Raw genomic sequence first — 20740 nt, 5'->3', positions numbered from 1 at the left:
AATGCCGCCTTCCACAGTCTCTTTTTATAGGGCGGAAATTGGATGATACCGCCGCCCTTAGGTCTACGCCATGGCATAGCGGTCGCGCTCGTTGTCGGAGCTTCGCCGCATACCGGTTCATCAGCCGGGTCCAGCCAAACGGACCTTACGCAAAACACCCTGGCGAAAACTGCTCCCCGAGCGGCCTTCGTCTTGGTATCTGCATCTGGAGCAGTCGCTCGGTCCTCGTACTCCGACCGACTGCGCCAAACGGCTGTCAATTTTTCTCCCCTCCCCACAGCCACGCTTGGGACTTAGGCTGCAAAGAGCAGACAAGTGTCCTCGTTCCGCAGGCGTTACCGCTTACGGCCTTAACTCGTCAACTGTTTGAAAAAACGGAACTGAACCGCTCCGTCACAAGGAACAAAAACCACCCCCGCTGCCATGACTGGCAGTGTTCGCCGAAGCCGTTTCAGATGATGTTCCGCGCCCCTTGTTGAAAGCCATTTAGGCAGGATCGTAGGCGGAGATCAACGATGAATTTTACACAAAATTAAGAGGCGGTCCTTGACTCTGGAGGCCGTTTTTGAGTGTCACAACCCCGTCAAAAAAGAATCGCTTTTGAATCAAGGAGATTCGCGTTCAGCGCGATTCCCACAGCTTTCAAAACAAAAAAAATAAAAAAATCCTTGACTCACTCGGGAGCCCGCAGGCCGTCATGCAGATCACCCAACGTCAAGACATCCTGCTATAACCGCTTGTTTTTAAAAGGTTTTTTCTGTCACCTCAGTGACATGGTCAGCCGGCTACATTTTAACGATACGAGCCAATTTTGGCTGAATCCAAAAAGCCCGGCACAAGGGCCGGGCTCAAGTCTAACGATTAAATCGTTAAGGAAAAATTACGCGGTCGGAGCCGAAAGTGCCTTCACGCGCTTGGCAAGACGCGAGACCTTGCGGGAAGCGGTGTTGGCATGCAGGACGCCCTTGGTGGCAGCGCGAGCCAGTTCCGGCTGCGCTACGAGGAAGGCTTCCTTCGCACGATCCGCATCACCCGATGCGATGGCTTCTTCGACCTGGCGGACGAAAGTGCGAACGCGCGAGCGACGAGCCTTGTTGACTTCGGTGCGGCGGGCGATCTTGCGGGTCGCTTTTTTCGCCGAGCTGGTATTGGCCATGTATGCCTCTCTTAGAATTCGAACATAACTCCGTCAGTGCAGCGCGGGCCCTGCGGCCACTTCATCCAGCAATGCGGGAGCAATTGCGGAAAACCAGATCGGCTTTCCAAACTGTGGCGGGCATATAACCGGAATGAGCGGCGGCGTCAACGCGGATTCTCACGGAACCCGCGCAATTCCGGAATCTCGTTCTCACCTGTTCTTGAAGACAGGTTTGCGCTTCTCGATGAAGGCCGCCATGCCTTCCTTCTGATCCTCGGTGGCAAACAGGCTATGGAAAAGCCGGCGCTCGAAGCGCAGGCCCTCTTCCAGCGTCGTCTCCAGCGCCCGGTTGACCGCCTCCTTGGCCATCAGCACCGAGGGGCGCGACAGCGAGGCGATCTTGGCGGCGGCGGCAAGCGCCTCATCGAGGAGCTTGTCGGCCGGCACGACGCGGGACACCAGACCCGAACGCTCCGCTTCGGCCGCATCCATCATCCGGCCGGTCAGGATCATATCCATCGCCTTCGCCTTGCCGACGGCGCGCGTCAGGCGCTGCGAACCGCCCATGCCGGGGATGATGCCGAGCGTGATCTCCGGCTGGCCGAACTTTGCCGTATCGGCGGCAATGATGAAGTCGCACATCATGGCGAGCTCGCAGCCGCCGCCGAGCGCAAAGCCGCCGACGGCAGCGATGACGGGCTTGCGCGCCTTGGCGATCTCGTCCCAACCGCTGATGAAATCGCCCTTATAGACATCGGCGAATTCGAGCGGCTGCATTTCCTTGATATCGGCGCCGGCGGCAAAAGCCTTTTCCGAGCCCGTCAGCACGATTGCGCCGATCGTCTCATCGGCGTGAAAAGCGCCGTAGGCCTGCTTCAGTTCGGCGAGCACCGTCGAATTCAGCGCATTCAGCGCCTGCGGCCGATTGAGCCTGATGAGACCGACAGGCCCGTGCGTTTCGATGATCAAGGTTTCATAGGCCATGTGTCTCTCCTTCACATTAGCTCTGGCAGGAGGCGCAATAGAAAGAAGAGCGCCCCGCCTGGACGATGCGGGCGACCGTACCGCCGCAACCGGGCGTGCTGCAAGGCTCAGCCTCGCGGTCGTAGACGGAAAAAGAATGCTGGAAATAACCGAGCGAACCATCCGTCTGGATATGATCACGCAATGACGAGCCGCCGGCGGCTATGGCATCGGCGATGACCTCGCGGATCGCGACGACCAGCCGAAGCAATTCCTCTTTCGGCATGCCGGCTTCGCTCACCAATGTCCCAGCGGCCCGCAGCGGCGACAGATGCGAACGCCACAATGCCTCGCACACATATATATTGCCGAGTCCGGCGATATTCTTCTGGTCGAGCAGCGCGCTCTTCAGCGGCTGCGCCTTGCCCGAGAAGCGTTCGGCCAGATAATCGGCGCTCAATTCATTGCCGGTCGGCTCCGGGCCAAGATCGCGGAAGGAGGGATGGCTGGCGAGATCTGCACGCCGGACGATGTCCATGAAGCCGAAGCGGCGGGGATCATTGTAGATGACGCGCGCGCTGCCGTTGGCGCCCTTCAGATGGAAGACGACGTGATCATGCTTCTCGTCCTTGGAGCGCGGATGGTGAAATGTGCCGGGCGCCTCGGCGGCGGCATCGCTTTCGACCCGAAAGGAACCGGACATGCCGAGATGCGATACGATCGTCATGCCGTCGTCGAGATCAATCAGCAGATATTTCGCGCGCCGCGACAGCGACGTGATGCCGCGGCCGGAGACAAGGCGTGAAAACTCGGCCGGAAAGGGAAAGCGCAGATCGTTGCGGCGCAACTCCAGTTCAGCGAGCAGCGCGCCTTCCATGGAGGGAGCAAGCCCGCGCCTGACGGTTTCGACCTCTGGTAATTCCGGCATCGCTATCCATCTTTATGTTTCAACCGCTTATGATCTGAGCTATAGCCCAAGGCATTGCGGCTGGTGGCCTGGTTGATGAGATAGCGTGGCAAACGCGATTTCGCTATGGTCCGTCGCTGATTACTGCATAATTCCTTAGGTCGGAATCGATTTAAGGATAAAATTATGCAGCAGATTTAAAGTGCTACAGCGACCCTTGCGCGTCACATGCGACGCGCGGCGCTGTGGTGTAACGGAGTTGAGCTGATGGCAGAAAGCCGCACCTCCGCCGATGGCGGCATGGAAACATCCTATGGCTTCCGCGAAGTGGCCGATGGTGAGAAGCAGGGCCTCGTCAACGAGGTGTTCCACAAGGTCGCCAAGCGCTACGACATCATGAACGACGTCATGTCCATGGGCCTGCACCGGGCCTGGAAGGATGCGATGATCGCCGTGCTCAATCCGCGCAAGGACGCTGGCTATAAGGTCCTCGACGTCGCCGGCGGTACGGGCGACATCGCCTTCCGCATCGTCGAGGCCTCGAACCGGCTGGCGCACGCGACCGTGCTCGACATCAACGGCTCGATGCTGGGTGTCGGCGCGGAACGCGCTGCGAAGAAGAAGCTCACCGATAATCTCACCTTTGTCGAGGCCAATGCCGAGGAACTGCCCTTCGAGACCAATTCCTTCGACGCCTATACGATCGCCTTCGGCATCCGCAACGTGCCGCGTATCGATGTGGCGCTGAAGGAAGCCTATCGCGTGCTGAAGCGGGGCGGGCGGCTGCTGGTGCTGGAATTTTCCGAAGTCGACCTGCCGCTGCTCGACCGTGTCTACGATGCCTGGTCCTTCAACGCCATTCCGCAGTTCGGCAAGGCGATCACCGGCGATGCCGAACCCTATCAGTATCTTGTGGAATCGATCCGTAAATTTCCGAACCAGCAGGATTTCGCGACGATGATCCGCGAGGCCGGCTTTTCGCGCGTGAGCTTTACCAATTATACCGGCGGCATCGCCGCCCTGCACTCCGGCTGGAAGCTCTGACGCATGGTTCCGAAAAATGTGACGCGGGTTTCGGCCGGCATCAAGCGAGACCTTGAGACCCGATGAGTGCTTTTAACGCATATTTCGGCCTCATCAGGGTCGGCTGGGTGATGGTGCGCGAAGGCGTGGTCATCGCGCTTCCGTCCGAGGGATTGCCGCCCTCCGTCAGCCTCGCGAAATCCTTCGTCAGCATTTTTGCCCGCAAACGCGCCAAGACCCAGGCGCGCAGCGATCGCCTCGCCAAGGCCGTCGAGCGTCTCGGACCTTCCTATGTGAAAATCGGCCAGTTCCTGGCGACGCGCCCCGATGTCGTCGGCGTCGACATGGCCAACGACCTGTCGCAGTTGCAGGACCGCATGGCTTTCTTCCCGAATGCGGCGGCAAGGGCCGCGATCGAGGGTTCACTCGGCCGTCCGATCGATGACCTCTATGTAAGCTTTGACGAACCGATTGCCGCCGCGTCGATTGCCCAGGTACATCCAGCGGAAGTGCAGACGGCGGAAGGCCGCAAGCGCGTTGCCGTCAAGGTTGTCCGGCCCGGCGTACGCCAGCGTTTCGTCAACGATATCAAGGCGATGTATCTTGTCGCCGGTCTGCAGGAACGCTTTATGCCGTCGAGTCGCCGCTTGAGGCCCGTCGAAGTAACGCGAACGCTGGAGCAGACAACTAAGGTCGAGATGGATCTGCGGCTCGAGGCGGCAGCACTTTCCGAGATCGCCGAAAACACCGAGAAGGACCCGGGCTTCCGCGTCCCCAAGGTCGATTGGGAGCGCACCGGCCGCGACGTCATCACCATGGAATGGATCGACGGCGTCAAGATGTCCGATGTCGAGGGGCTGAAGGCCGCCGGCCATAATCTCAATCTGCTCGCCGACACGCTGATCCAATCCTTCCTGCGGCATACGCTGCGCGACGGCTTCTTTCATGCCGACATGCATCCCGGCAATCTCTTCGTCGACGCCCAAGGGCAAATCGTCGCCGTCGACATGGGCATCGTCGGACGGCTCGGCAAAAAGGAACGCCGTTTCCTTGCCGAAATCCTCTATGGCTTCATCACGCGCGATTATATCCGCGTCGCCGAGGTGCATTTCGAGGCCGGTTACGTGCCGGGGCATCACAATACCGAAAGTTTTGCGCAGGCAATCCGCGCCATCGGCGAGCCGATCCACGGCCAGCCGGCCGAAACGATCTCCATGGGTAAGCTGCTGACGCTGCTCTTCGAAGTGACCGAACTTTTCGATATGGAGACGCGGCCGGAACTAGTCATGCTGCAGAAGACCATGGTCGTGGTCGAGGGCGTGTCGCGCATGCTCAATCCGCGCTTCAACATGTGGAAGGCTTCGGAACCTGTCGTCGGCGACTGGATCCGCACCAATCTCGGTCCCAAACGTATCGTAACCGACCTGAAGGACGGTTTGAAAGCGGCTGTGAAACTCGCCGAAGCGGCCCCCGAAATCGCCGCCAAGACCGAGAAATTCCACCATGAACTCCTCGCCATGAGCGAAAACGGTCTGCGCTTCGACCCTCAGACGGCGGAGGCGATCGGCAAGGCCGAGGCGAAGCACAGCCGTTATGGGCGCTTGGCGCTCTGGATCATCGCGCTCACGCTGCTTTACATTGCATGGCATTTGAGCTGACCTATTTCTAAGGCCACGCCGTTTCATAGAAATGGATGCCTCCCCCTTTCGGCCGTGATGGGTCATTGAAGGTGCTGCGGCAGGTCTTGCGCAGGCTTTGTATGCACGGCGCTACAGGTGTTCGCGATTTGGGATATCCCATTATCGATGATGCTCGCATAGCCTTGCGGGAAAGGAGAACAGCAGAGATGGAGCGTCAGAAAGCCAGCATCGAACTCACCGGACAGCCCTTGGGCTTCAGCGATCTGGTGCGGATCGGCGCAGGCGTCGTGATGCCCACGGCATCGGAAAGCGGCCTGGTGCGCGTGCGCGCGGCGCGCGAAGTCCTCGAAAGCACGATCGAGTCCGGCATGCCCGTTTATGGCTCGACCACCGGCGTCGGAGCGATGAAGGATGTGGAGTGGTCTCCGGAAGACCTCGACACCTTCAATCTCGGCCTGGTGCGCGCCCATCATTTCGGCACCGGCGCGCCTTTTTCCATGTCCGTCGTGCGCAATGCCATGGCGATCCGGGTCAATACTGCGCTGACCGGCCGGGTTGGCTGCTCGCCGGAACTGATCGACGCCTATCTCCAGCTTCTGAACGCGGATGTCATTCCCGTCGTGCGGCGCACCGGCTCGATCGGCTGCGCCGATATCGGCCTCATGGGCCAGATCGGCGCGGTGCTGACCGGGGTCGGCGAAGCCGTCTATCACGGCCGGCGCATGCAGGCAGCCGACGCCTTTGCCGCGGCCGGCATCAGGCCGGTGAGAATGCTGCCGCGCGACAGCCTGGCCTCGCTCAGCGTCAACGCCGTCAGTTTCGCGGCGGCGGCCGAGACGACCCGCAATGCCGCCTCCTCGATCCGCGTGCTGCTCGCAACCGGCATGATGGCGGCCGGCGCGCTTGGTGCCTCGCGTGATCCCTGGCATTCGGTGCGCCATGTCGGCACGGCGCGCGAAGCGCTGATCGGCTCCTGGCTCTGCAACGCCTCCGAAGAATGGCCTTGGCCCGTCGCAACGCATGTGCAGGACCCCTTGAGCCTGCGCATGATCGGTCAGGTCTTCGGCGCGGTGATCGAAAATCTCCTGTCCGCCGGTCACAAAATCCTGGCCGCGACCGGCCGCTCCGACGACAATCCCGTCATCGTCGACGGTCGCGTCATGACGTCGGGTGGTTCCTTGCCCCTTGATGTAACGATCCTGCTCGAGGCAGCAGTCATCTGCATGGCGCATGCGGCGCGCAATGCCTTCAACCGCTGCGTCCTGCTCGGCAATGGCCAGCGGCGCGGCCTGCCGGTCAATCTGGTGCCGGAGGGCAAAATCGCCACCGGCTTCGGCCCGATCATCAAGCTTGCCGGCGAGATCTTTTCGCGGGTGCTCTCCATGTCCAATCCGGTATCGGCGCAGTCGCTGGTGGTCGCCGCTGGCATGGAGGATGAAGCCGCTTTCCTGCCGCTGGTCATCGAACGTTTTGAGCGGCAGATGCGGGCGTTGAAGCGCCTTGCGGCACTGGAAGCCCTGCTCTCGGCGCAGGCGATCGACATTCTCGGCGACAAGCCGGAAGGCGTGGCCCGCATGCTTTACGACGTCGTACGCAAACATGCCGACTTCTATGTCGTCGACCGACCGCTGTCGGCTGAAGTGGAAGCGATCGAAGAAGAACTGGGTTCAGAGGCCTTCGTATCCGAAATGATCGCCCAGGCGCCGATCCTCGCCTACGATGACTTCTTTGCCCTTGGCTCGCTGGAGCGGGTCGAAGAGCGGCTTTATCGCGACACCGTCGTGATCTGAACAAACCGGTGAACGGGGAGACTGGATATGGCTGACTTCGATCTCGTTCTGCAAGGCACGGTGGTTCTGCCCGAGCGTATCGTGGAACAGGGTTATGTCGCCGTGCGCGACGGCAAGATCGCTGAGATCGGCATCGGCGTCCCACCCGCAGCGCATGAACGGCATCTGCTCGGAAAAGCACTGATCCTGCCCGGCGCGATCGACGCGCAGGTGCATTCGCTCTCTCAGAAAGACCAAGAGGATTTCATCTGGTCGACGCGCTCGGCCGCGGCTGGCGGCGTCACCACCATCGTCGACATGCCCTATGATGAAGGCAATCTCGTCTGTTCGGCGACGGCGGTGAAGAAGAAGGTCGACCATGCCTCTCCGCAGGCCCGCGTCGACTTCGCGCTTTACGGCACGGTCGACCCGGAAGAAGGGCCTGCACGCATCCACGAAATGGTGGAGGCCGGTGTCGCCGCCGTCAAATTCTCGACATTCGGCACGGACCCCAAGCGCTTCCCGCGCATTCCGCCCGCCCTGCTCGACGCCTGCTTTGCAGCGATTGCACCGACGGGAGTGACGGCCGGCGTGCATAACGAGGACGATGAAGCGGTTCGGACCTATATGGAGCAGATCAAGGCAAGCGGCATCACCGATTACCGCGCGCACGGCCTGTCACGGCCGCCGATCACCGAATTGCTCGCCATGCATACGATCTTCGAGACAGGCGCCCACACCGGCTGCCCGGCGCATGTGGTGCATTGCTCGCTCGGCCGCGGCTACGATATTGCCCGCGCTTACCGCCGCGACGGCTTCGAGGCGACGGTAGAATGTTGCATTCACTATCTGACGCTGGACGAGGAAAACGACGTGAAGCGCCTTGGCGGCAAGGCGAAGATCAATCCGCCGATCCGCCCACGCGCCGAAGTGGAGACGCTATGGCGCAAGGTGGCGGAAGGCAATGTCTGGCTCGTCTCGACGGACCATGTGAGCTGGTCGGAGAACCGCAAGACCAATCCGGATATGCTGGCGAATGCGTCGGGCGTTCCAGGCCTTGAAGTCATGGTGCCGCTTTTCGTCAAGGGCGCGTTGGAGCGTGGCGTGCCACTTACTTGGGCGGCGAAGCTGATGGCGGAAAATCCCGCCAGGCATTTTCGTCTCGATCATATCAAGGGCGCGCTGACGCCTGGCAAGGATGCCGACATCGTCGTGCTGGAACCGCGCGAAACCGTCTACGACGCCGCTTCGAGCGGCAACAATGTCGTCGACTGGAGCCCCTATAACGGCATCCGCCTGCCTTGGACGGTATCCGCCACCTATCTCAGAGGCACACAAATTGCCGATGGAAACAAAGTGCTGGCCGAGCCCGGCAGCGGCAGATTTGTCCGCCCGCTTCCTCGCCAGATTATCGCCGGAGAGACTGCCTGATGAACCAACCGAAACGCCACAATCTGCCCGTCAACGCCGACCGCATCGCCGAAGATATCGATGCGCTGGCAGGGATCACCGAACCCGATCACCCTTGGACGCGCCGCGCCTTCTCGCCGCTGTTTCTGGAAGGTCGTGCTTACATTGAGGCGCGGATGAAAGCCGCCGGACTGGAAACCCGCATCGATGCCGGCGGCAACCTGATCGGCAGGCGCGCAGGCACAAAGCCCGGTCTCGGCACGATCCTCGTCGGCTCGCATTCCGATACCGTTCCCGATGGCGGCCGTTTCGACGGCATCGCGGGTACGATTGCCGCGCTCGAGGTCGCGCGCTCCTTGAGAGATCGCGATATCGAGCTCGATCATGATCTGGAGATTGTCGATTTTCTGGCTGAGGAAGTCAGCATCTTCGGCGTATCCTGCATCGGCAGCCGCGGCATGACCGGGCAGATCCCCGAGGCGTGGCTCACACGCACCAGCGGTAACCGCACGCTTTCCCAGGGGATTGCTGAAGTCGGTGGCGACCCCTCCGTGCTGCTCGCACAGAAGCGCCCGGATCTCGCCGGTTTCCTGGAGCTGCATATCGAGCAGGGTCCCGTGCTGGAGGCCGAGAACAAGGATATCGGCATCGTCACCGCGATCGCCGGAATCACCCGCATCGAGATCACTGTCGAAGGCCGCGCCGACCATGCCGGCACGACGCCGATGGACCGCCGCGCGGATGCGCTGGTGGCCGCCTCGCAGCTCGTGCTCGACATCCGCCAGCGCGCTGCTGAACAGGCGAAGACGCCGGGTCATTTCGCCGCGACCGTGGGCGAATTCCGCATCGAGCCGAATGCCGCCAATGTGGTGCCTTCCAAGGTGGTGCTGCTGATCGACGGCCGCGCCGAAATTCGCAGCGACATGGAAGAGTTCCTGGCCTGGATCGATGGTGCCGTTCAACAGATAGCTACGGCTTACGGAGTGACGATCAAGCCACCCGTCCGCGTCTCCGACAATTTTCCAACGCCGGGTGCTCCCGCTCTGCTCGAAACGCTCGAGCGCGCCTGCGACACAGTCGGCGCAAAGCATCGCCGCATGGCGTCTGGCGCCGGCCACGACACGGCCTGGATCGCCAAGGTCGCCCCAGCCGCCATGATCTTCGTGCCCTGCAAGGAAGGCCGCAGCCATTGCGCCGAGGAATGGGCCGAGAATGACGATATCGCCATGGGCGCCGCCGTTCTTTTCGAAGCGGTGCGCGACATGGACAAGAACCTCAAACAGAACCGGGAGTAGCCGATGAGACGCGTACTCGTTGCCAAGGATGTGGAAGCGGCCGTCAAGGGCGGTTCGGTTTATGCAGCCGGCGGCGGCGGCTGGGCCGATCATGGCCGCATGCTCGGCTATGCGGCCGTCAATGTCGGCAAGCCCGAGCTGGTCTCGATCGACGAACTTGATGACGACGACTGGATCGCCACAGCAGCCGCCATCGGCGCGCCGGCCTCCACGACCCCCTGGGAAATGCAGGGTATCGATTACGTCAAGGCCGTGCAGCTCCTGCAGGACGAGCTTGGCGAGAAGCTTTCCGGCCTGATCATCGGCCAAAACGGCAAATCCTCGACGCTGAACGGCTGGCTGCCCTCGGCCATTCTCGGAACGAAGGTCGTGGACGCGGTCGGCGACATCCGCGCCCATCCGACCGGCGACATGGGCTCGATCGGCATGGCGGGTTCGCCCGAGCAGATGATCCAGACAGCCGTCGGCGGCAATCGCGCCGAGAACCGCTATATCGAGCTGGTGGTGAAGGGCGCGACGGCGAAGATCTCGCCGATCCTGCGCGCGGCGTCCGACCAGTCCGGCGGCTTCATCGCCTCCTGCCGCAATCCGCTGCGGGCCTCCTATGTCCGCACGCATGCGGCCCTTGGCGGCATCTCCATGGCGCTCTCGCTCGGCGAAGCGATCATCGAGGCAGAAAAGAAGAGCGGCAGCGCCGTCATCGATGCCATTTGCAAGACCACCGGCGGACATATCCTGGCCGAAGGCACGATCACCAAGAAGGATGTCGTCTATACGAAGGAAGCCTTCGACATCGGCACGGTCACGGTCGGTAGCAGCGACAAGGCCGTCATCATGCATGTGATGAACGAATACATGGCCGTCGAGGATGCCAATGGTAAGCGCCTAGCGACCTTCCCCTCCGTCATCACGACGCTATCGCCGGAGGGCGAACCCTTGAGCGTCGGCCAGTTACACGAGGGCATGAAGGTTTTTATCCTGCATGTGCCAATGGATATCATTCCGCTGTCTGCCAGCGTGCTCGATCCGACCGTCTATCCCCCTGTCGAAAAGGCCATGGGGATCGAGATCGCGAAATACGCTCTGGCCGGCAAGAGGGGTTGAAAAGCGCGGGAGGCGCAGATGGCGCGTGACGCCGGTCTCGAAGAATTGCTGAAAGAGGAGCTCGGACAACGGCCCGGGCTCAGCGAAAAAGGGATGTTCGGCGGCTGGGCCTTTCTGCTCAACGGTCACCTGCTTTGCGGCGCCCGTGAAGACGGGATGCTGATCCGCCTCGGCAAGGGCAGCGATGCCTGGGCGCTGGAGCAGCCTGACGTCAAACCCATGCTGTCAGGTAGCCGCGAAATGCAGGGATGGGTGCGCGCCGGGCCGGAGGCCTATGGCAACGACATGCTGCGCAAGAGGCTGCTTCTGGCCGCGCTGAATTTCGTCGAAGGCCTGCCGCCGAAATAGCCGGGCCGCCGAAACAACAACGAAAATAGGGAAGGGAAATCAATGCCAAAAGCCAATCCACGTCACCCGAAATTCCCTATACCGGGCGGCCCGGAGCTGCGTGCCAAAGGCTGGCGGCAGGAGGCCCTGCTGCGTTTGCTGGAAAACGTGCTCTCGGTCGGCGAAGATCCGGATAATCTCGTCGTCTACGCCGCACTCGGCAAGGCAGCCCGCAATTGGGCGGCGCACAAGGGCATCGTGAAGGCGCTGATCGAAATGGATGAGAACCAGACCCTGCTCATTCAGTCCGGTAAGCCGATCGGCCTCATCCGCACGCATGATAAGGCGCCGCTCGTCATCATGGCGAACTGCAATCTCGTCGGGCAATGGGCGAAAGCCGAGGTGTTCTATGAGCTGCAGCGCAAGGGTCTGATCTGCTGGGGCGGTCTGACAGCGGGCGCCTGGCAATATATCGGCAGCCAGGGCGTCATCCAGGGCACTTACGAAATCTTCATGCGCATCGCCGAGCGCCGTTTCGGCGGTGATCTCTTCGGCCGTTTCGTGCTCACCGCCGGTCTCGGCGGCATGGGCGGAGCGCAGCCGCTTGCCGGCCGCATGGCGGGAGCCGCGATACTCTGCGTCGATATCGATGCAGAGCGTGCTAGGAAGCGCCAGGACATCGGCTATCTGCAGGAAATCGCGCCGGATCTCGATTCCGCGCTGGCGATGATCGACGCCGCCGTCAAGGAGAAGCGCGCGCTTTCCGTCGGCCTTGTTGGCAATGCGGCCGAGATTTATCCCGAGATTGCCCGGCGCGGCATCGTCCCCGATATCGTCACCGACCAGACCTCGGCTCACGATCTCGTCTATGGCTATGTGCCGAAGGGCATGACCCTGAGCCAAGTCAAGGACCTGCGCGACGACGGCCAGGGCCAGCTCATGGCAGCGAGCCGCGCTTCGATCGTCGAGCATGTGAAGGCCATGCTGGACTTCCAGAGACAAGGCTCCGAAGTCTTCGACAACGGCAACCTGATCCGGACTCAGGCGAAGGAAGGCGGCGTCGCCAATGCCTTCGATATCCCGATCTTCACCGAAGCCTATCTGCGGCCGCTCTTCTGCCGCGCCATCGGCCCGTTCCGCTGGATGGCGCTTTCCGGCGAGGAAAGCGATATTGCCCACATCGACGATCTGCTCTTGGAGATGTTCCCGGACAACAAGATCATCACCAACTGGATCCGCCTCGCCCGCCAGCATGTGCCTTTCGAAGGGCTGCCGGCGCGTATCGCGTGGCTCGGGCATGGCGAGCGCACAGCGCTTGCCCGCCGCGTCAACGAGCTTGTGGCAAGCGGCGAACTTAAGGGGCCGATCGCGTTTTCGCGCGACCACCTCGATGCCGGCGCCATGGCGCATCCGAACATCATGACCGAGCGCATGAAGGACGGCTCCGACGCCATCGCCGACTGGCCGCTGATCGACGCCATGATGCTCTGCTCGTCGATGGCCGATCTCGTCGTTGTCCATTCCGGCGGCGGCGGCTATGCCGGCTACATGACGAGCTGCGGCGTCACCGTGGTTGCCGACGGCACGCCTGCCGCCGACGAACGGCTCGACCACGCGCTGACCAACGACACCGCACTTGGCGTCATGCGCTATGCCGATGCCGGCTATGAGGAAGCGCTGGACGAAGTTGCGAAAAAGGATGTGCCCTATATCCGTCTCGGATAAGCACATCTGTTCTTACCAGCTTTGAACGACTATGGTCCCGCGCAATTCGAAACCACCTATTTCACCGCAATTCCGGGCGGAAAGCCGCTACGCATTTTTCCTGGAATTGCTTTGGAGAGTTGCCCGTGATCCCCTGGACCTTGCTCGACACTGCGAAAATCCCCGGTGGCGGCGAGCTGCGCTTGAAGCAGCGCGGCCAGGAATTTTCCATCATGCTCGGCACCAACGAGCTGATGAACAGCCGCTTGAGCGGCTCAGAGCGCGCGCTTGCAACCCTTTCCTGCGAGAAGATCAAGAGCCGGAAGGCGCCGCACATACTGATCGGCGGGCTCGGCATGGGCTTTACCTTGCGCGCAGCACTCGGCGAACTCGGTGCGGACGCCAAGGTCACGGTTGCGGAACTGGTTCCGGCTGTCGTGACCTGGGCCCGCGGGCCGATGGCAACGGTCTTCGACGGCTGCCTCGACGACCCGCGCGTCGCCATTCACGAGGGCGATGTGCGTCCGCTCATCCGAGCCAGCAAGGCAACTTATGACGCCATCCTGCTCGACGTCGACAATGGTCCTGATGGTATCACGTCCGAAGCCAATGACGGTCTCTATGATTATAGAGGCCTAAAGGCGGCGCGCGACGCATTGCGCCCGGGCGGCGTACTGGCGGTCTGGTCATCGGGACCAGACCGGGATTTCACGAGACGGCTCAACGACAGCGGTTTCGCTGCCGAGGTGGTCAATACGCGCGCCAATGGCAAGACAGGCGCACGTCATGTCATCTGGCTGGCGACGAAGACGGGATCGTAACGCTTCGAATTGAAATCGCGCTCCAATTGCTATATATCAATGTCATATCTCAAAGGAGCTATGGCATGGACACCGCAAAAATCTTCTGGTCCGGCCGCTCGCAGGCCATACGCCTGCCAAAGGAATTTCGTCTCGACGGCGAAGAAGTGCGCATCCGGCGGCAGGGAAAGGCAATCATTCTGGAGCCGATCGCCGAAGATTGGGATTGGCTGGAATCCGTTACAGGGCCGGTCGACCACGATTTTGAAGAGGCGGCGACCGAACAGCCTGCCGAGCAGCAGCGCCCCGAACTGGATATCTTCAAGTGAAGTATTTGCTCGATAGCAATGCTGTCATCGCTCTGATGAAAGGGCATACCGGCTTCGTGAGCGAGCTTCGCAGACACAAGCCGCAGGATTTCGCCATCTCGGCCATCGTCGCGCACGAATTGTTTTATGGTGCCTATAAGGGGCAGCGTGTTGCAGACAATCTTGTGCGTGTCGATGCTTTGCAATTCGAGACACTGGATTTCGATAGGGAAGATGCCCGCGTGGCGGGCGAAATTCGTGCCAACTTGGCTTCGCTCGGCACGCCAATCGGTGCCTATGACGTTTTGATCGCGGGTCAGGCAGTCGCCCGCGATCTGATCCTGATAACGCGCAACGTCAGGGAATTTGAGCGCGTTCACAAGCTACGTTTCGAAGACTGGGAGTCCTTGCCGAGTAGCTAAAGATAGCGCGTTTCCTCCGGCGCGCGATCGAAGCGATCGTCGCGGCCGTCGAAATAGCCGACGGGAAGCGAGGCGAGTTCCGCGTCGGTGGTATCGTCCAGGCAGCTTATGCTGATGGCATAGAACTTACCGCCGAGTGCCGGGTTTTCACCCCAGTTGAAAGAGCTGATGCCGCAAGTCTTGCAGAACAGGTGATGCAGGATGCGTGGGCCAAACTGGTATTCGCCGATACTGTCTTCGCCGGAGGTCAGGCGGAAATCGGCGGGCGTGGCAACTGCCAGCCAATTGCGCTTCTTCTTGCAGATCGAGCAGTTGCATTTGAACGTGCCGCCCTGCAAGTCGAGATCCGCTTCGTAGCTGACGGCGCCGCAATGGCAGCTTCCATGGTAGGTCTTCTTCATCACTCTCATCCTTCCCCTGAGGTGGCTTCTGCATAGGCGACATATTTGTCGAGCGCCTGTTCCCAGCCGCCGGTCTGCAGCTTCAGTTCGGTGTCGTCAGGCAGCTCGGCCTTGCGGAAAACGAGACGCGTCTTCTCGCCAAGCTCATGGAATTCCACGCTAACCTGCATCGGATGGCCGGGCTTGCCGTCCTGATTTTCCCAGGCGAAGGTGAAGACGAGACGCTCGGGCGGGACAATCTCCAGATAGCGCCCATGGCTCCAATATTCCCTGCCCTCCGGCGTCAGAATGCAGTGCCGCCAGGCGCCTCCTTCCCTTAGATCGACGGAAACGGATGGCGCCGTCATGTTCTGCGGCCCCCACCAGCGCATCAAATGTTCCGGCTCCGTCCAGAGGCGAAACAGCAAGGTTCGTGGCGCGGCAATGTCGCGGGTCAGCACGATCTCGCGCAGCGGGCGTCCGCTGCCGCCGTCATTGGCTGGGGTCATCCACGCCTCCCCTTTGCAACAGCGCCGCGTAGGCTTCCAGACGATCGAGATTATCGTTCCAGAACTGCCTGTAACTCTCCAGCCAGTCATCCACCTGCCGGAGCGGCCTGGGCTCCAGCCGGCAGGGCCGCCACTGCGCCTCCCTGCCCTTCGAGATCAGACCGGCTTTCTCCAGCACCTTCAGGTGCTTGGACACGGCGACCAGCGACATATCGAAAGGTTCAGCCAGCTCGGAGACGGACGCCTCGCCAGTTGCCAGCCGCGCCAGGATCGCCCGGCGGGTCGGATCGGCAAGGGCTGACAGGGTCATGCTCAAGGTATCCATATGAAATATTAAACCAGAAAGTTAATTAACTTATTGGTTTAGTATAGGTCGACAATCTGGAAGTCAAGCGGCTGCGTTTGGAGACAGCCTGGGGAGGGAGATCCGTCAGCCGACGATCTCAAAAGAGCGTATTGGACACTTCGATCAGGTTGCTATCCGGATCGCGGAAATAGACCGAGAGAATGGGGCCCGTCGCGCCGGTCCTGCGGACGGGGCCTTCCTCGATCGCGACACCCTCGGCTCCCAGATGAGCGATGATGTCCTCCAGCGGCGTCTTGCTGATGAAGCAAAGATCGGCCGAGCCCGGTGTCGGCCGATCGGCCTTCGGCTCGAATTCATGCCCGGCGCGATGCAGGTTGATCTTCTGATTACCGAAGGTCAGTGCTTTGCGGCCCTCCCCGAAGGTTTCGATGCCCATACCGAGGACACGGGCGTAGAACGCACAGCTTTCCTCGATGCTCGCGACCGTCAGCACCAGATGATCGAGATGGTCGATGCAGATCATCGCAAGCCTCCAATCCTATTGCTCAGCGGTGCGCCAGCCTAGCCACTCCGAACGCGGCCACAAGGCAGATGGCCAGCATGGCGAGGATGAAGGCAACCACAGCGGACCAGCCGTCAGCATGCCAGAAATAACCGCCGACGGAACCGGCTATGCTGGAGCCGAGATAATAGGCCAGCAGATAGAGCGACGAGGCATGGCCCTTGGCTCCGCGGGCCAAGCGCCCGACCAGTGCGCTCGCGACAGAATGGGTGACGAAGAACCCGATCGTCACCAAGACGATGCCGAGAATGACCAAAGGCAACGGCGTAGCGAGCGTAGTCGCCGCGCCAAGGGCGGCAACCAACACGCCGGCGGGCAGTACGACGAAATGACCGATGCGGTCGCCAAGGAGACCCGCCACCCAGGAGGCGACGATACCAAAGAGATAGGCGGTGAAGATCAGACCAAGTTCGGTCTGGCTGAGATCATAGGGATCGGCCACCAACCGGAATCCGGCATAATTATAGACCGTGACGAAGGAGCCCATGACCAGGAAACCGATGGCAAAGAGCAGCGGCAACGCCGGATTGCGGAAATGCTCCGCCCAGGCCCTGACATGGAAAGCGATGTCAAACCCCTTGCGCGGCGTGAAATTGCGCGACGGCGGCAGCAAAAGCAGGAAACCGGTGGCGGCGATCAGCCCGAGCACGCCGACGGCGGCAAGCGCCGGACGCCAGGTGAAGAATTCGGCGATCGTGCCCGTCACGACACGGCCGGCCATGCCGCCGAAGGCGTTGCCGGCGATATAGAGTCCCATGGCGCCGCCAAGGCCGCGCGGATCGATCTCTTCCGCCAGGTAGGTCATGGCGACCGCAGGCACGCCGCCGAGCAGGAAACCTTCCAGTGCGCGAAAGATCAACAGCATCTGCCAGTTCGGCGCAATGGCGCAGGCGATCGTGCACAGGGCGGCACCCAGCAGCGAAAAGAACATCAGGCTGCGGCGGCCGAGATTTTCGGAAACGGCAGCAGCGCAGAAGATCGCGAAGGCGAGGAAGCCGGTCGAGAGCGACAGAGACAGCGAACTCGCAGCCGGTGTCACGCCAAAATCCTCGGAAAAGAGCGGCATCAGCGGCTGCACGCAATAAAGCAGCGAAAAGGTCGCAAAACCGGAGAGGAACAGCCCAATGGTCGCTCGCTTGAACGCGGGCGTACCCCGCGTCAGGAATTGGCGAATCTCGAGCTTCGGCTCGGTTTCGACGAGCTTCAATTCGGGGCGAGAGGGGGCTTCAGAGACGGTGAGTTCTTGCTGTTGCACGGCGCGGGACATGAGGCACACAACCTTTCTTGACCGCAAATCTAGTCAGGTGCGCCTCATTAGTCCAATATATGGAACAGACGATCTCAATATGTTTTGGAGATAGCGATGGAGCTACGTCATATCCGCTATTTTCTGGCGCTGGCGGAGGAAGGGAATTTCACCCGTGCGGCCGCCAAACTCGGCATTGGACAACCGCCGCTCAGCCAGCAGATCCGCGATCTCGAAAACGAGGTGGGCGCAGCGCTCTTCCATCGTGTTCCACACGGGGCGGAACTGACGGCAGCAGGCGAGGCCTTCCTTGCCGAAGCGAAGGCCGCCGTGGATGCAGCGGAAAAGGCAAAGCTCGCCGCCCAGCGCGCCAATCGCGGCGAGATCGGCCGCCTGTCGCTCGGCTTCACCGCATCCTCGGCCTTCAACACGATCGTCAGCGCCACTATTCGCGAATTCCGCAACCGCTGGCCGGCGGTGCGCCTGTCGCTGACCGAGATGAATACCAATGCGCTGATGGAACGGCTGATGCGCGGCGAAATCGACGCCGCCTTCATTCGACCCGGCCTGGAAGATCCGCACGACGTCCGGCTCAAGCGCTTCGCCGACGAGCCGATGGTGATCGCGCTGCCTGCCCATCATCCTCTTGCAGGCAAGGACCGCGTGCAGGTCGCCGCGCTGGCAAACGAGCCCTTCATCCTCTTCCCGCGCATGGTGGGACTGAGCCTCTATGACGATATCGTCGCCGCCTGCCGCGATGCCGGTTTCGAACTGGTGGTGACGCAGGAAGCGCCGCAGATCCCTTCCGTCGTCAATCTCGTCGCCGCCAATCTCGGGGTCTCCATCGTTCCGGCCTCGATCGCGCAGATCAAGCTCGACGGCGTCGCCTATCGCCCGATCGACGGGCCGCCACTGGTGGCGCGCCTTGGGCTTGCCATCCTCAAGGCGCAGCGCTCGCCGGTTGCGGCCAATCTGATGAGCCTGATCGGCTGACTATCCAATAGGATCCCAATACGGCGGATTGCCGAATGTCTTCTTCAGATGATCGGCGATGGCGCGCAGCTTTGCCGAGGGATTGCGCCCCTCCGGATGTGCCATGAAGATGAATTCGCCCTCCGGCCTGTAGCCGACATCGATTTCGACGAGCAGCCCCTCGTTGATCGCCGGACCGGCGATGAAGGTCGGCAGCAGCGCGATGCCGAGACCGGCGATGGCCGCATCGCGGGATACGTCGCCATTGTTGATACCGAGCGCCAGCTTGCCCCTGATGACCACTGGACCCTCCGGCCCCTGGAAGCGCCAATCGGCCACACCGCGGTTGGTGTAGAAAATCCCCCGGTGATCGCCGAGGTCCGCCAGCGAAGTCGGTGAGCCATTGCGGGCGAGATAGTCCGGCGATGCCACGAGAAGCCGGCGGCTGGGGGCGAGTTTCCAGGCAACGAGGCGTGAATCGGCAATCGGCCCGTGACGGATGATGGCGTCATAACCGTCCGAGGAGGCATCAACACGACGGTCGTCGAGATCGAGTGTCAGTTCGATTTCGGGGTGATCGGCCAGGAAAGAATAAAGCGCCGGACCAAGATGCATGCGGCCGAAGGTAACGGGGGCGGCGATGCGCAAGGGGCCCGCCAACGTGCCGCGCCGTTCGGCGAGATCGGCCGCTGCCTCCCGCACCTCATGCACGATCCGCGAGGCGCGCTCCAGAAAGGCGGCACCGTCTTCCGTCAACGTCAGCTTGCGGGTCGTGCGATGCAGCAGCGTGGCGCCGAGCGTCTTCTCCATCTCCGCCAACCGCTCGCTCACGACGGATTTCGATAGACGCAGCCGGCGCGCCGCTTCGCTGATCGATCCCGCTTCGGCTATGGCCACAAAAGCAGCGATTCCTTCAATCTTGAGCATCGTTCGGCAATCCCGAATTCGAATTCCATGATTTAAAGACTAATCCGAACGATCGAAAAACACCATTCTCTTTGCATCGGACGGAACAACAGACACGTCCTCACACAGGAGATGGAACAATGAACCGCTTGAATGGAAAAGTCGCAATCGTCACCGGCGCAAGCTCGGGCATCGGGCGCGCTACAGCGAAACTCTTTGCTGCCGAAGGCGCCAAGGTTATCGTCGGCGCCCGTCGCCAGCCGGAATTGGAAAGCCTTGTCGCGGAAATCAAGGCCGCGGGCGGCGAAGCTGCCGCACTCGCCGGCGATGTGCGTTCTGAAGATTATCACAAGGCGCTGGTCGCCCTCGCCGTCGAGCGCTACGGCAAACTCGACATCGCCTTCAACAACGCCGGCACGCTGGGCGAAGCCGGCCCGAGCACTGAAGTCTCGGAGGCAGGTTTTGCCGATGCATTGGCAATCAACCTCACCGCTTCGTTCCTTGCGGCAAAGCACCAGATCGGTGAAATGGTCAAGCATGGCGGTGGTTCGGTGATCTTCACGTCGACCTTTGTGGGCTACAGCTTTGCCTTCCCCGGCGTCGCCGCCTATGCCGCCAGCAAGTCCGGCCTGATCGGTCTGACCCAGGCACTCGCTGCCGAATTCGGCCCGCGGAATGTGCGCGTCAATGCCGTGCTGCCGGGCGCCGTCGATACCGACATGTACCGCGAGATGAACGATACCCCCGACAAGCAGGGCTTCGTCACCAATCTGCATGCGCTAAAGCGTGTCGCTGGCCCCGATGAGCTTGCCCGCTCGGTCCTCTACCTCGCCTCCGACGATGCGAGCTTCGTCACCGGCACGGCATCCCTGGTCGATGGCGGCGCCTCGATCACGCGCACGTAATCGACGGCGGCACGAACAATCGCCGAGGTCGGAACCCCGGGGTGACTGAAGCGAGGCTGCGGAGCTTCTCCGCGGCCTTTCCGCATTCGAAAGACTTTGACTGAAATGTACCGCCCCTCCATGATTGCTGACGGAAAATCATG

General features: G+C 61.4%; 22 protein-coding genes. 13 read left to right on the top strand and 9 right to left on the bottom strand.

Annotated features, from left to right (window positions below; translation table 11 throughout):
* Positions 1-880 precede the first annotated feature (880 nt).
* The 3 genes from rpsT to mutM form a co-directional block, all read right to left on the bottom strand.
* Positions 881-1156, bottom strand: a complete 276-nt coding sequence (gene rpsT, locus N2601_RS19605) for a 30S ribosomal protein S20 (RefSeq protein ID WP_028750996.1) — start codon at positions 1154-1156, stop codon at positions 881-883.
* Between the two features lie 192 nt (positions 1157-1348).
* The gene (locus tag N2601_RS19600; protein WP_104821798.1) at positions 1349-2122 is read right to left on the bottom strand and encodes an enoyl-CoA hydratase; all 774 of its coding nucleotides are present in this window, start codon (positions 2120-2122) and stop codon (positions 1349-1351) included.
* A 16-nt stretch (positions 2123-2138) separates the two neighbouring features.
* On the bottom strand, positions 2139-3029 hold the full coding sequence (gene mutM / locus N2601_RS19595; RefSeq protein WP_104821797.1) for a bifunctional DNA-formamidopyrimidine glycosylase/DNA-(apurinic or apyrimidinic site) lyase: 891 nt from the start codon (positions 3027-3029) through the stop codon (positions 2139-2141).
* A gap of 246 nt (positions 3030-3275) precedes the next feature.
* Between mutM and ubiE the strand changes: the two genes are divergently transcribed.
* From ubiE to N2601_RS19540, 11 genes are all read left to right on the top strand, one after another.
* Positions 3276-4052 carry a bifunctional demethylmenaquinone methyltransferase/2-methoxy-6-polyprenyl-1,4-benzoquinol methylase UbiE gene (gene ubiE, locus N2601_RS19590; RefSeq protein WP_104821796.1) on the top strand — a complete coding sequence of 259 codons (777 nt, stop codon included), beginning with the start codon at positions 3276-3278 and terminating at the stop codon, positions 4050-4052.
* A gap of 62 nt (positions 4053-4114) precedes the next feature.
* Entirely contained in the window at positions 4115-5689 is a 1575-nt protein-coding gene (ubiB, locus tag N2601_RS19585; RefSeq protein WP_104821795.1) for a 2-polyprenylphenol 6-hydroxylase, read from the top strand.
* A gap of 188 nt (positions 5690-5877) precedes the next feature.
* Positions 5878-7461 carry an aromatic amino acid lyase gene (locus tag N2601_RS19580; RefSeq protein ID WP_104821794.1) on the top strand — a complete coding sequence of 528 codons (1584 nt, stop codon included), beginning with the start codon at positions 5878-5880 and terminating at the stop codon, positions 7459-7461.
* Between the two features lie 27 nt (positions 7462-7488).
* Positions 7489-8871 (top strand): dihydroorotase, encoded by a 1383-nt coding sequence (locus tag N2601_RS19575; RefSeq protein WP_104821793.1) that lies wholly within the window; start codon positions 7489-7491, stop codon positions 8869-8871.
* Positions 8871-10145 carry a Zn-dependent hydrolase gene (locus tag N2601_RS19570; RefSeq protein ID WP_104821792.1) on the top strand — a complete coding sequence of 425 codons (1275 nt, stop codon included), beginning with the start codon at positions 8871-8873 and terminating at the stop codon, positions 10143-10145. Before N2601_RS19575 ends, N2601_RS19570 begins: the two co-directional genes overlap by 1 nt.
* A gap of 3 nt (positions 10146-10148) precedes the next feature.
* Positions 10149-11249, top strand: a complete 1101-nt coding sequence (locus tag N2601_RS19565) for a DUF917 domain-containing protein (RefSeq protein ID WP_104821791.1) — start codon at positions 10149-10151, stop codon at positions 11247-11249.
* A gap of 18 nt (positions 11250-11267) precedes the next feature.
* Positions 11268-11597, top strand: coding sequence for a TfoX/Sxy family protein (locus tag N2601_RS19560; protein WP_104821790.1), 330 nt, complete (start codon positions 11268-11270; stop codon positions 11595-11597).
* Positions 11598-11639: 42 nt separating this feature from the next.
* Positions 11640-13301 carry a urocanate hydratase gene (locus N2601_RS19555; protein WP_104821789.1) on the top strand — a complete coding sequence of 554 codons (1662 nt, stop codon included), beginning with the start codon at positions 11640-11642 and terminating at the stop codon, positions 13299-13301.
* Positions 13302-13426: 125 nt separating this feature from the next.
* A complete protein-coding gene (locus N2601_RS19550) occupies positions 13427-14101 on the top strand; it encodes a spermidine synthase (protein ID WP_104821788.1) in 675 nt (224 codons plus the stop codon).
* Positions 14102-14166: 65 nt separating this feature from the next.
* A complete protein-coding gene (locus tag N2601_RS19545; protein WP_104821787.1) occupies positions 14167-14409 on the top strand; it encodes an antitoxin in 243 nt (80 codons plus the stop codon).
* A complete protein-coding gene (locus tag N2601_RS19540; protein WP_104821786.1) occupies positions 14406-14810 on the top strand; it encodes a type II toxin-antitoxin system VapC family toxin in 405 nt (134 codons plus the stop codon). Before N2601_RS19545 ends, N2601_RS19540 begins: the two co-directional genes overlap by 4 nt.
* Here N2601_RS19540 and N2601_RS19535 read toward each other — a convergent pair.
* The 5 genes from N2601_RS19535 to N2601_RS19515 form a co-directional block, all read right to left on the bottom strand.
* Positions 14807-15211 carry a GFA family protein gene (locus N2601_RS19535; protein WP_104821785.1) on the bottom strand — a complete coding sequence of 135 codons (405 nt, stop codon included), beginning with the start codon at positions 15209-15211 and terminating at the stop codon, positions 14807-14809. The two genes, N2601_RS19540 and N2601_RS19535, sit on opposite strands and share 4 nt — an antisense overlap.
* 5 nt (positions 15212-15216) lie before the next feature.
* Positions 15217-15699: an SRPBCC family protein gene (locus tag N2601_RS19530; protein ID WP_104821784.1), complete on the bottom strand. Its 483-nt coding sequence runs from the start codon at positions 15697-15699 to the stop codon at positions 15217-15219.
* A complete protein-coding gene (locus N2601_RS19525) occupies positions 15683-16024 on the bottom strand; it encodes an ArsR/SmtB family transcription factor (protein WP_104821783.1) in 342 nt (113 codons plus the stop codon). The genes N2601_RS19530 and N2601_RS19525 overlap by 17 nt, the downstream gene beginning before the upstream one ends.
* 118 nt (positions 16025-16142) lie before the next feature.
* Positions 16143-16529: a VOC family protein gene (locus tag N2601_RS19520; RefSeq protein ID WP_104821782.1), complete on the bottom strand. Its 387-nt coding sequence runs from the start codon at positions 16527-16529 to the stop codon at positions 16143-16145.
* 22 nt (positions 16530-16551) lie between these two features.
* Positions 16552-17835 carry an MFS transporter gene (locus N2601_RS19515; RefSeq protein ID WP_104821781.1) on the bottom strand — a complete coding sequence of 428 codons (1284 nt, stop codon included), beginning with the start codon at positions 17833-17835 and terminating at the stop codon, positions 16552-16554.
* A gap of 96 nt (positions 17836-17931) precedes the next feature.
* Between N2601_RS19515 and N2601_RS19510 the strand changes: the two genes are divergently transcribed.
* Positions 17932-18807, top strand: coding sequence for a LysR family transcriptional regulator (locus N2601_RS19510; protein WP_104821780.1), 876 nt, complete (start codon positions 17932-17934; stop codon positions 18805-18807).
* Here the strand turns inward: N2601_RS19510 and N2601_RS19505 are convergent, their stop codons facing one another.
* On the bottom strand, positions 18808-19713 hold the full coding sequence (locus tag N2601_RS19505; protein ID WP_104821779.1) for a LysR family transcriptional regulator: 906 nt from the start codon (positions 19711-19713) through the stop codon (positions 18808-18810).
* A 119-nt stretch (positions 19714-19832) separates the two neighbouring features.
* On the opposite strand from N2601_RS19505, the gene N2601_RS19500 reads away from it, so the two are divergent.
* A complete protein-coding gene (locus N2601_RS19500) occupies positions 19833-20597 on the top strand; it encodes an SDR family oxidoreductase (RefSeq protein WP_104821778.1) in 765 nt (254 codons plus the stop codon).
* The last annotated feature ends 143 nt before the right edge of the window (positions 20598-20740 follow it).

The organism is Rhizobium sp. CB3060 (genome assembly GCF_025200735.1).
Classification (GTDB): Bacteria; Pseudomonadota; Alphaproteobacteria; order Rhizobiales; family Rhizobiaceae; genus Rhizobium.
Note: the sequence above shows the minus strand (reverse complement) of the source record. Positions and strands in the feature narration are given on the sequence as shown.

Bases quoted from the DNA above. Each gene is read 5' to 3' on its own strand.
- N2601_RS19565 (WP_104821791.1), top strand. From the start codon at position 10,149: ATGAGACGCGTACTCGTTGCCAAGGATGTGGAAGCGGCCGTCAAGGGC.
- N2601_RS19500 (WP_104821778.1), top strand. From the start codon at position 19,833: ATGAACCGCTTGAATGGAAAAGTCGCAATCGTCACCGGCGCAAGCTCG.
- N2601_RS19520 (WP_104821782.1), bottom strand. From the start codon at position 16,529: ATGATCTGCATCGACCATCTCGATCATCTGGTGCTGACGGTCGCGAGC.
- mutM (WP_104821797.1), bottom strand. From the start codon at position 3,029: ATGCCGGAATTACCAGAGGTCGAAACCGTCAGGCGCGGGCTTGCTCCC.
- rpsT (WP_028750996.1), bottom strand. From the start codon at position 1,156: ATGGCCAATACCAGCTCGGCGAAAAAAGCGACCCGCAAGATCGCCCGC.
- N2601_RS19545 (WP_104821787.1), top strand. From the start codon at position 14,167: ATGGACACCGCAAAAATCTTCTGGTCCGGCCGCTCGCAGGCCATACGC.
- N2601_RS19555 (WP_104821789.1), top strand. From the start codon at position 11,640: ATGCCAAAAGCCAATCCACGTCACCCGAAATTCCCTATACCGGGCGGC.
- N2601_RS19530 (WP_104821784.1), bottom strand. From the start codon at position 15,699: ATGACCCCAGCCAATGACGGCGGCAGCGGACGCCCGCTGCGCGAGATC.
- N2601_RS19535 (WP_104821785.1), bottom strand. From the start codon at position 15,211: ATGAAGAAGACCTACCATGGAAGCTGCCATTGCGGCGCCGTCAGCTAC.
- N2601_RS19505 (WP_104821779.1), bottom strand. From the start codon at position 19,713: ATGCTCAAGATTGAAGGAATCGCTGCTTTTGTGGCCATAGCCGAAGCG.
- ubiE (WP_104821796.1), top strand. From the start codon at position 3,276: ATGGCAGAAAGCCGCACCTCCGCCGATGGCGGCATGGAAACATCCTAT.
- N2601_RS19570 (WP_104821792.1), top strand. From the start codon at position 8,871: ATGAACCAACCGAAACGCCACAATCTGCCCGTCAACGCCGACCGCATC.
- N2601_RS19600 (WP_104821798.1), bottom strand. From the start codon at position 2,122: ATGGCCTATGAAACCTTGATCATCGAAACGCACGGGCCTGTCGGTCTC.
- N2601_RS19515 (WP_104821781.1), bottom strand. From the start codon at position 17,835: ATGTCCCGCGCCGTGCAACAGCAAGAACTCACCGTCTCTGAAGCCCCC.
- ubiB (WP_104821795.1), top strand. From the start codon at position 4,115: ATGAGTGCTTTTAACGCATATTTCGGCCTCATCAGGGTCGGCTGGGTG.
- N2601_RS19580 (WP_104821794.1), top strand. From the start codon at position 5,878: ATGGAGCGTCAGAAAGCCAGCATCGAACTCACCGGACAGCCCTTGGGC.
- N2601_RS19510 (WP_104821780.1), top strand. From the start codon at position 17,932: ATGGAGCTACGTCATATCCGCTATTTTCTGGCGCTGGCGGAGGAAGGG.
- N2601_RS19525 (WP_104821783.1), bottom strand. From the start codon at position 16,024: ATGGATACCTTGAGCATGACCCTGTCAGCCCTTGCCGATCCGACCCGC.
- N2601_RS19575 (WP_104821793.1), top strand. From the start codon at position 7,489: ATGGCTGACTTCGATCTCGTTCTGCAAGGCACGGTGGTTCTGCCCGAG.
- N2601_RS19560 (WP_104821790.1), top strand. From the start codon at position 11,268: ATGGCGCGTGACGCCGGTCTCGAAGAATTGCTGAAAGAGGAGCTCGGA.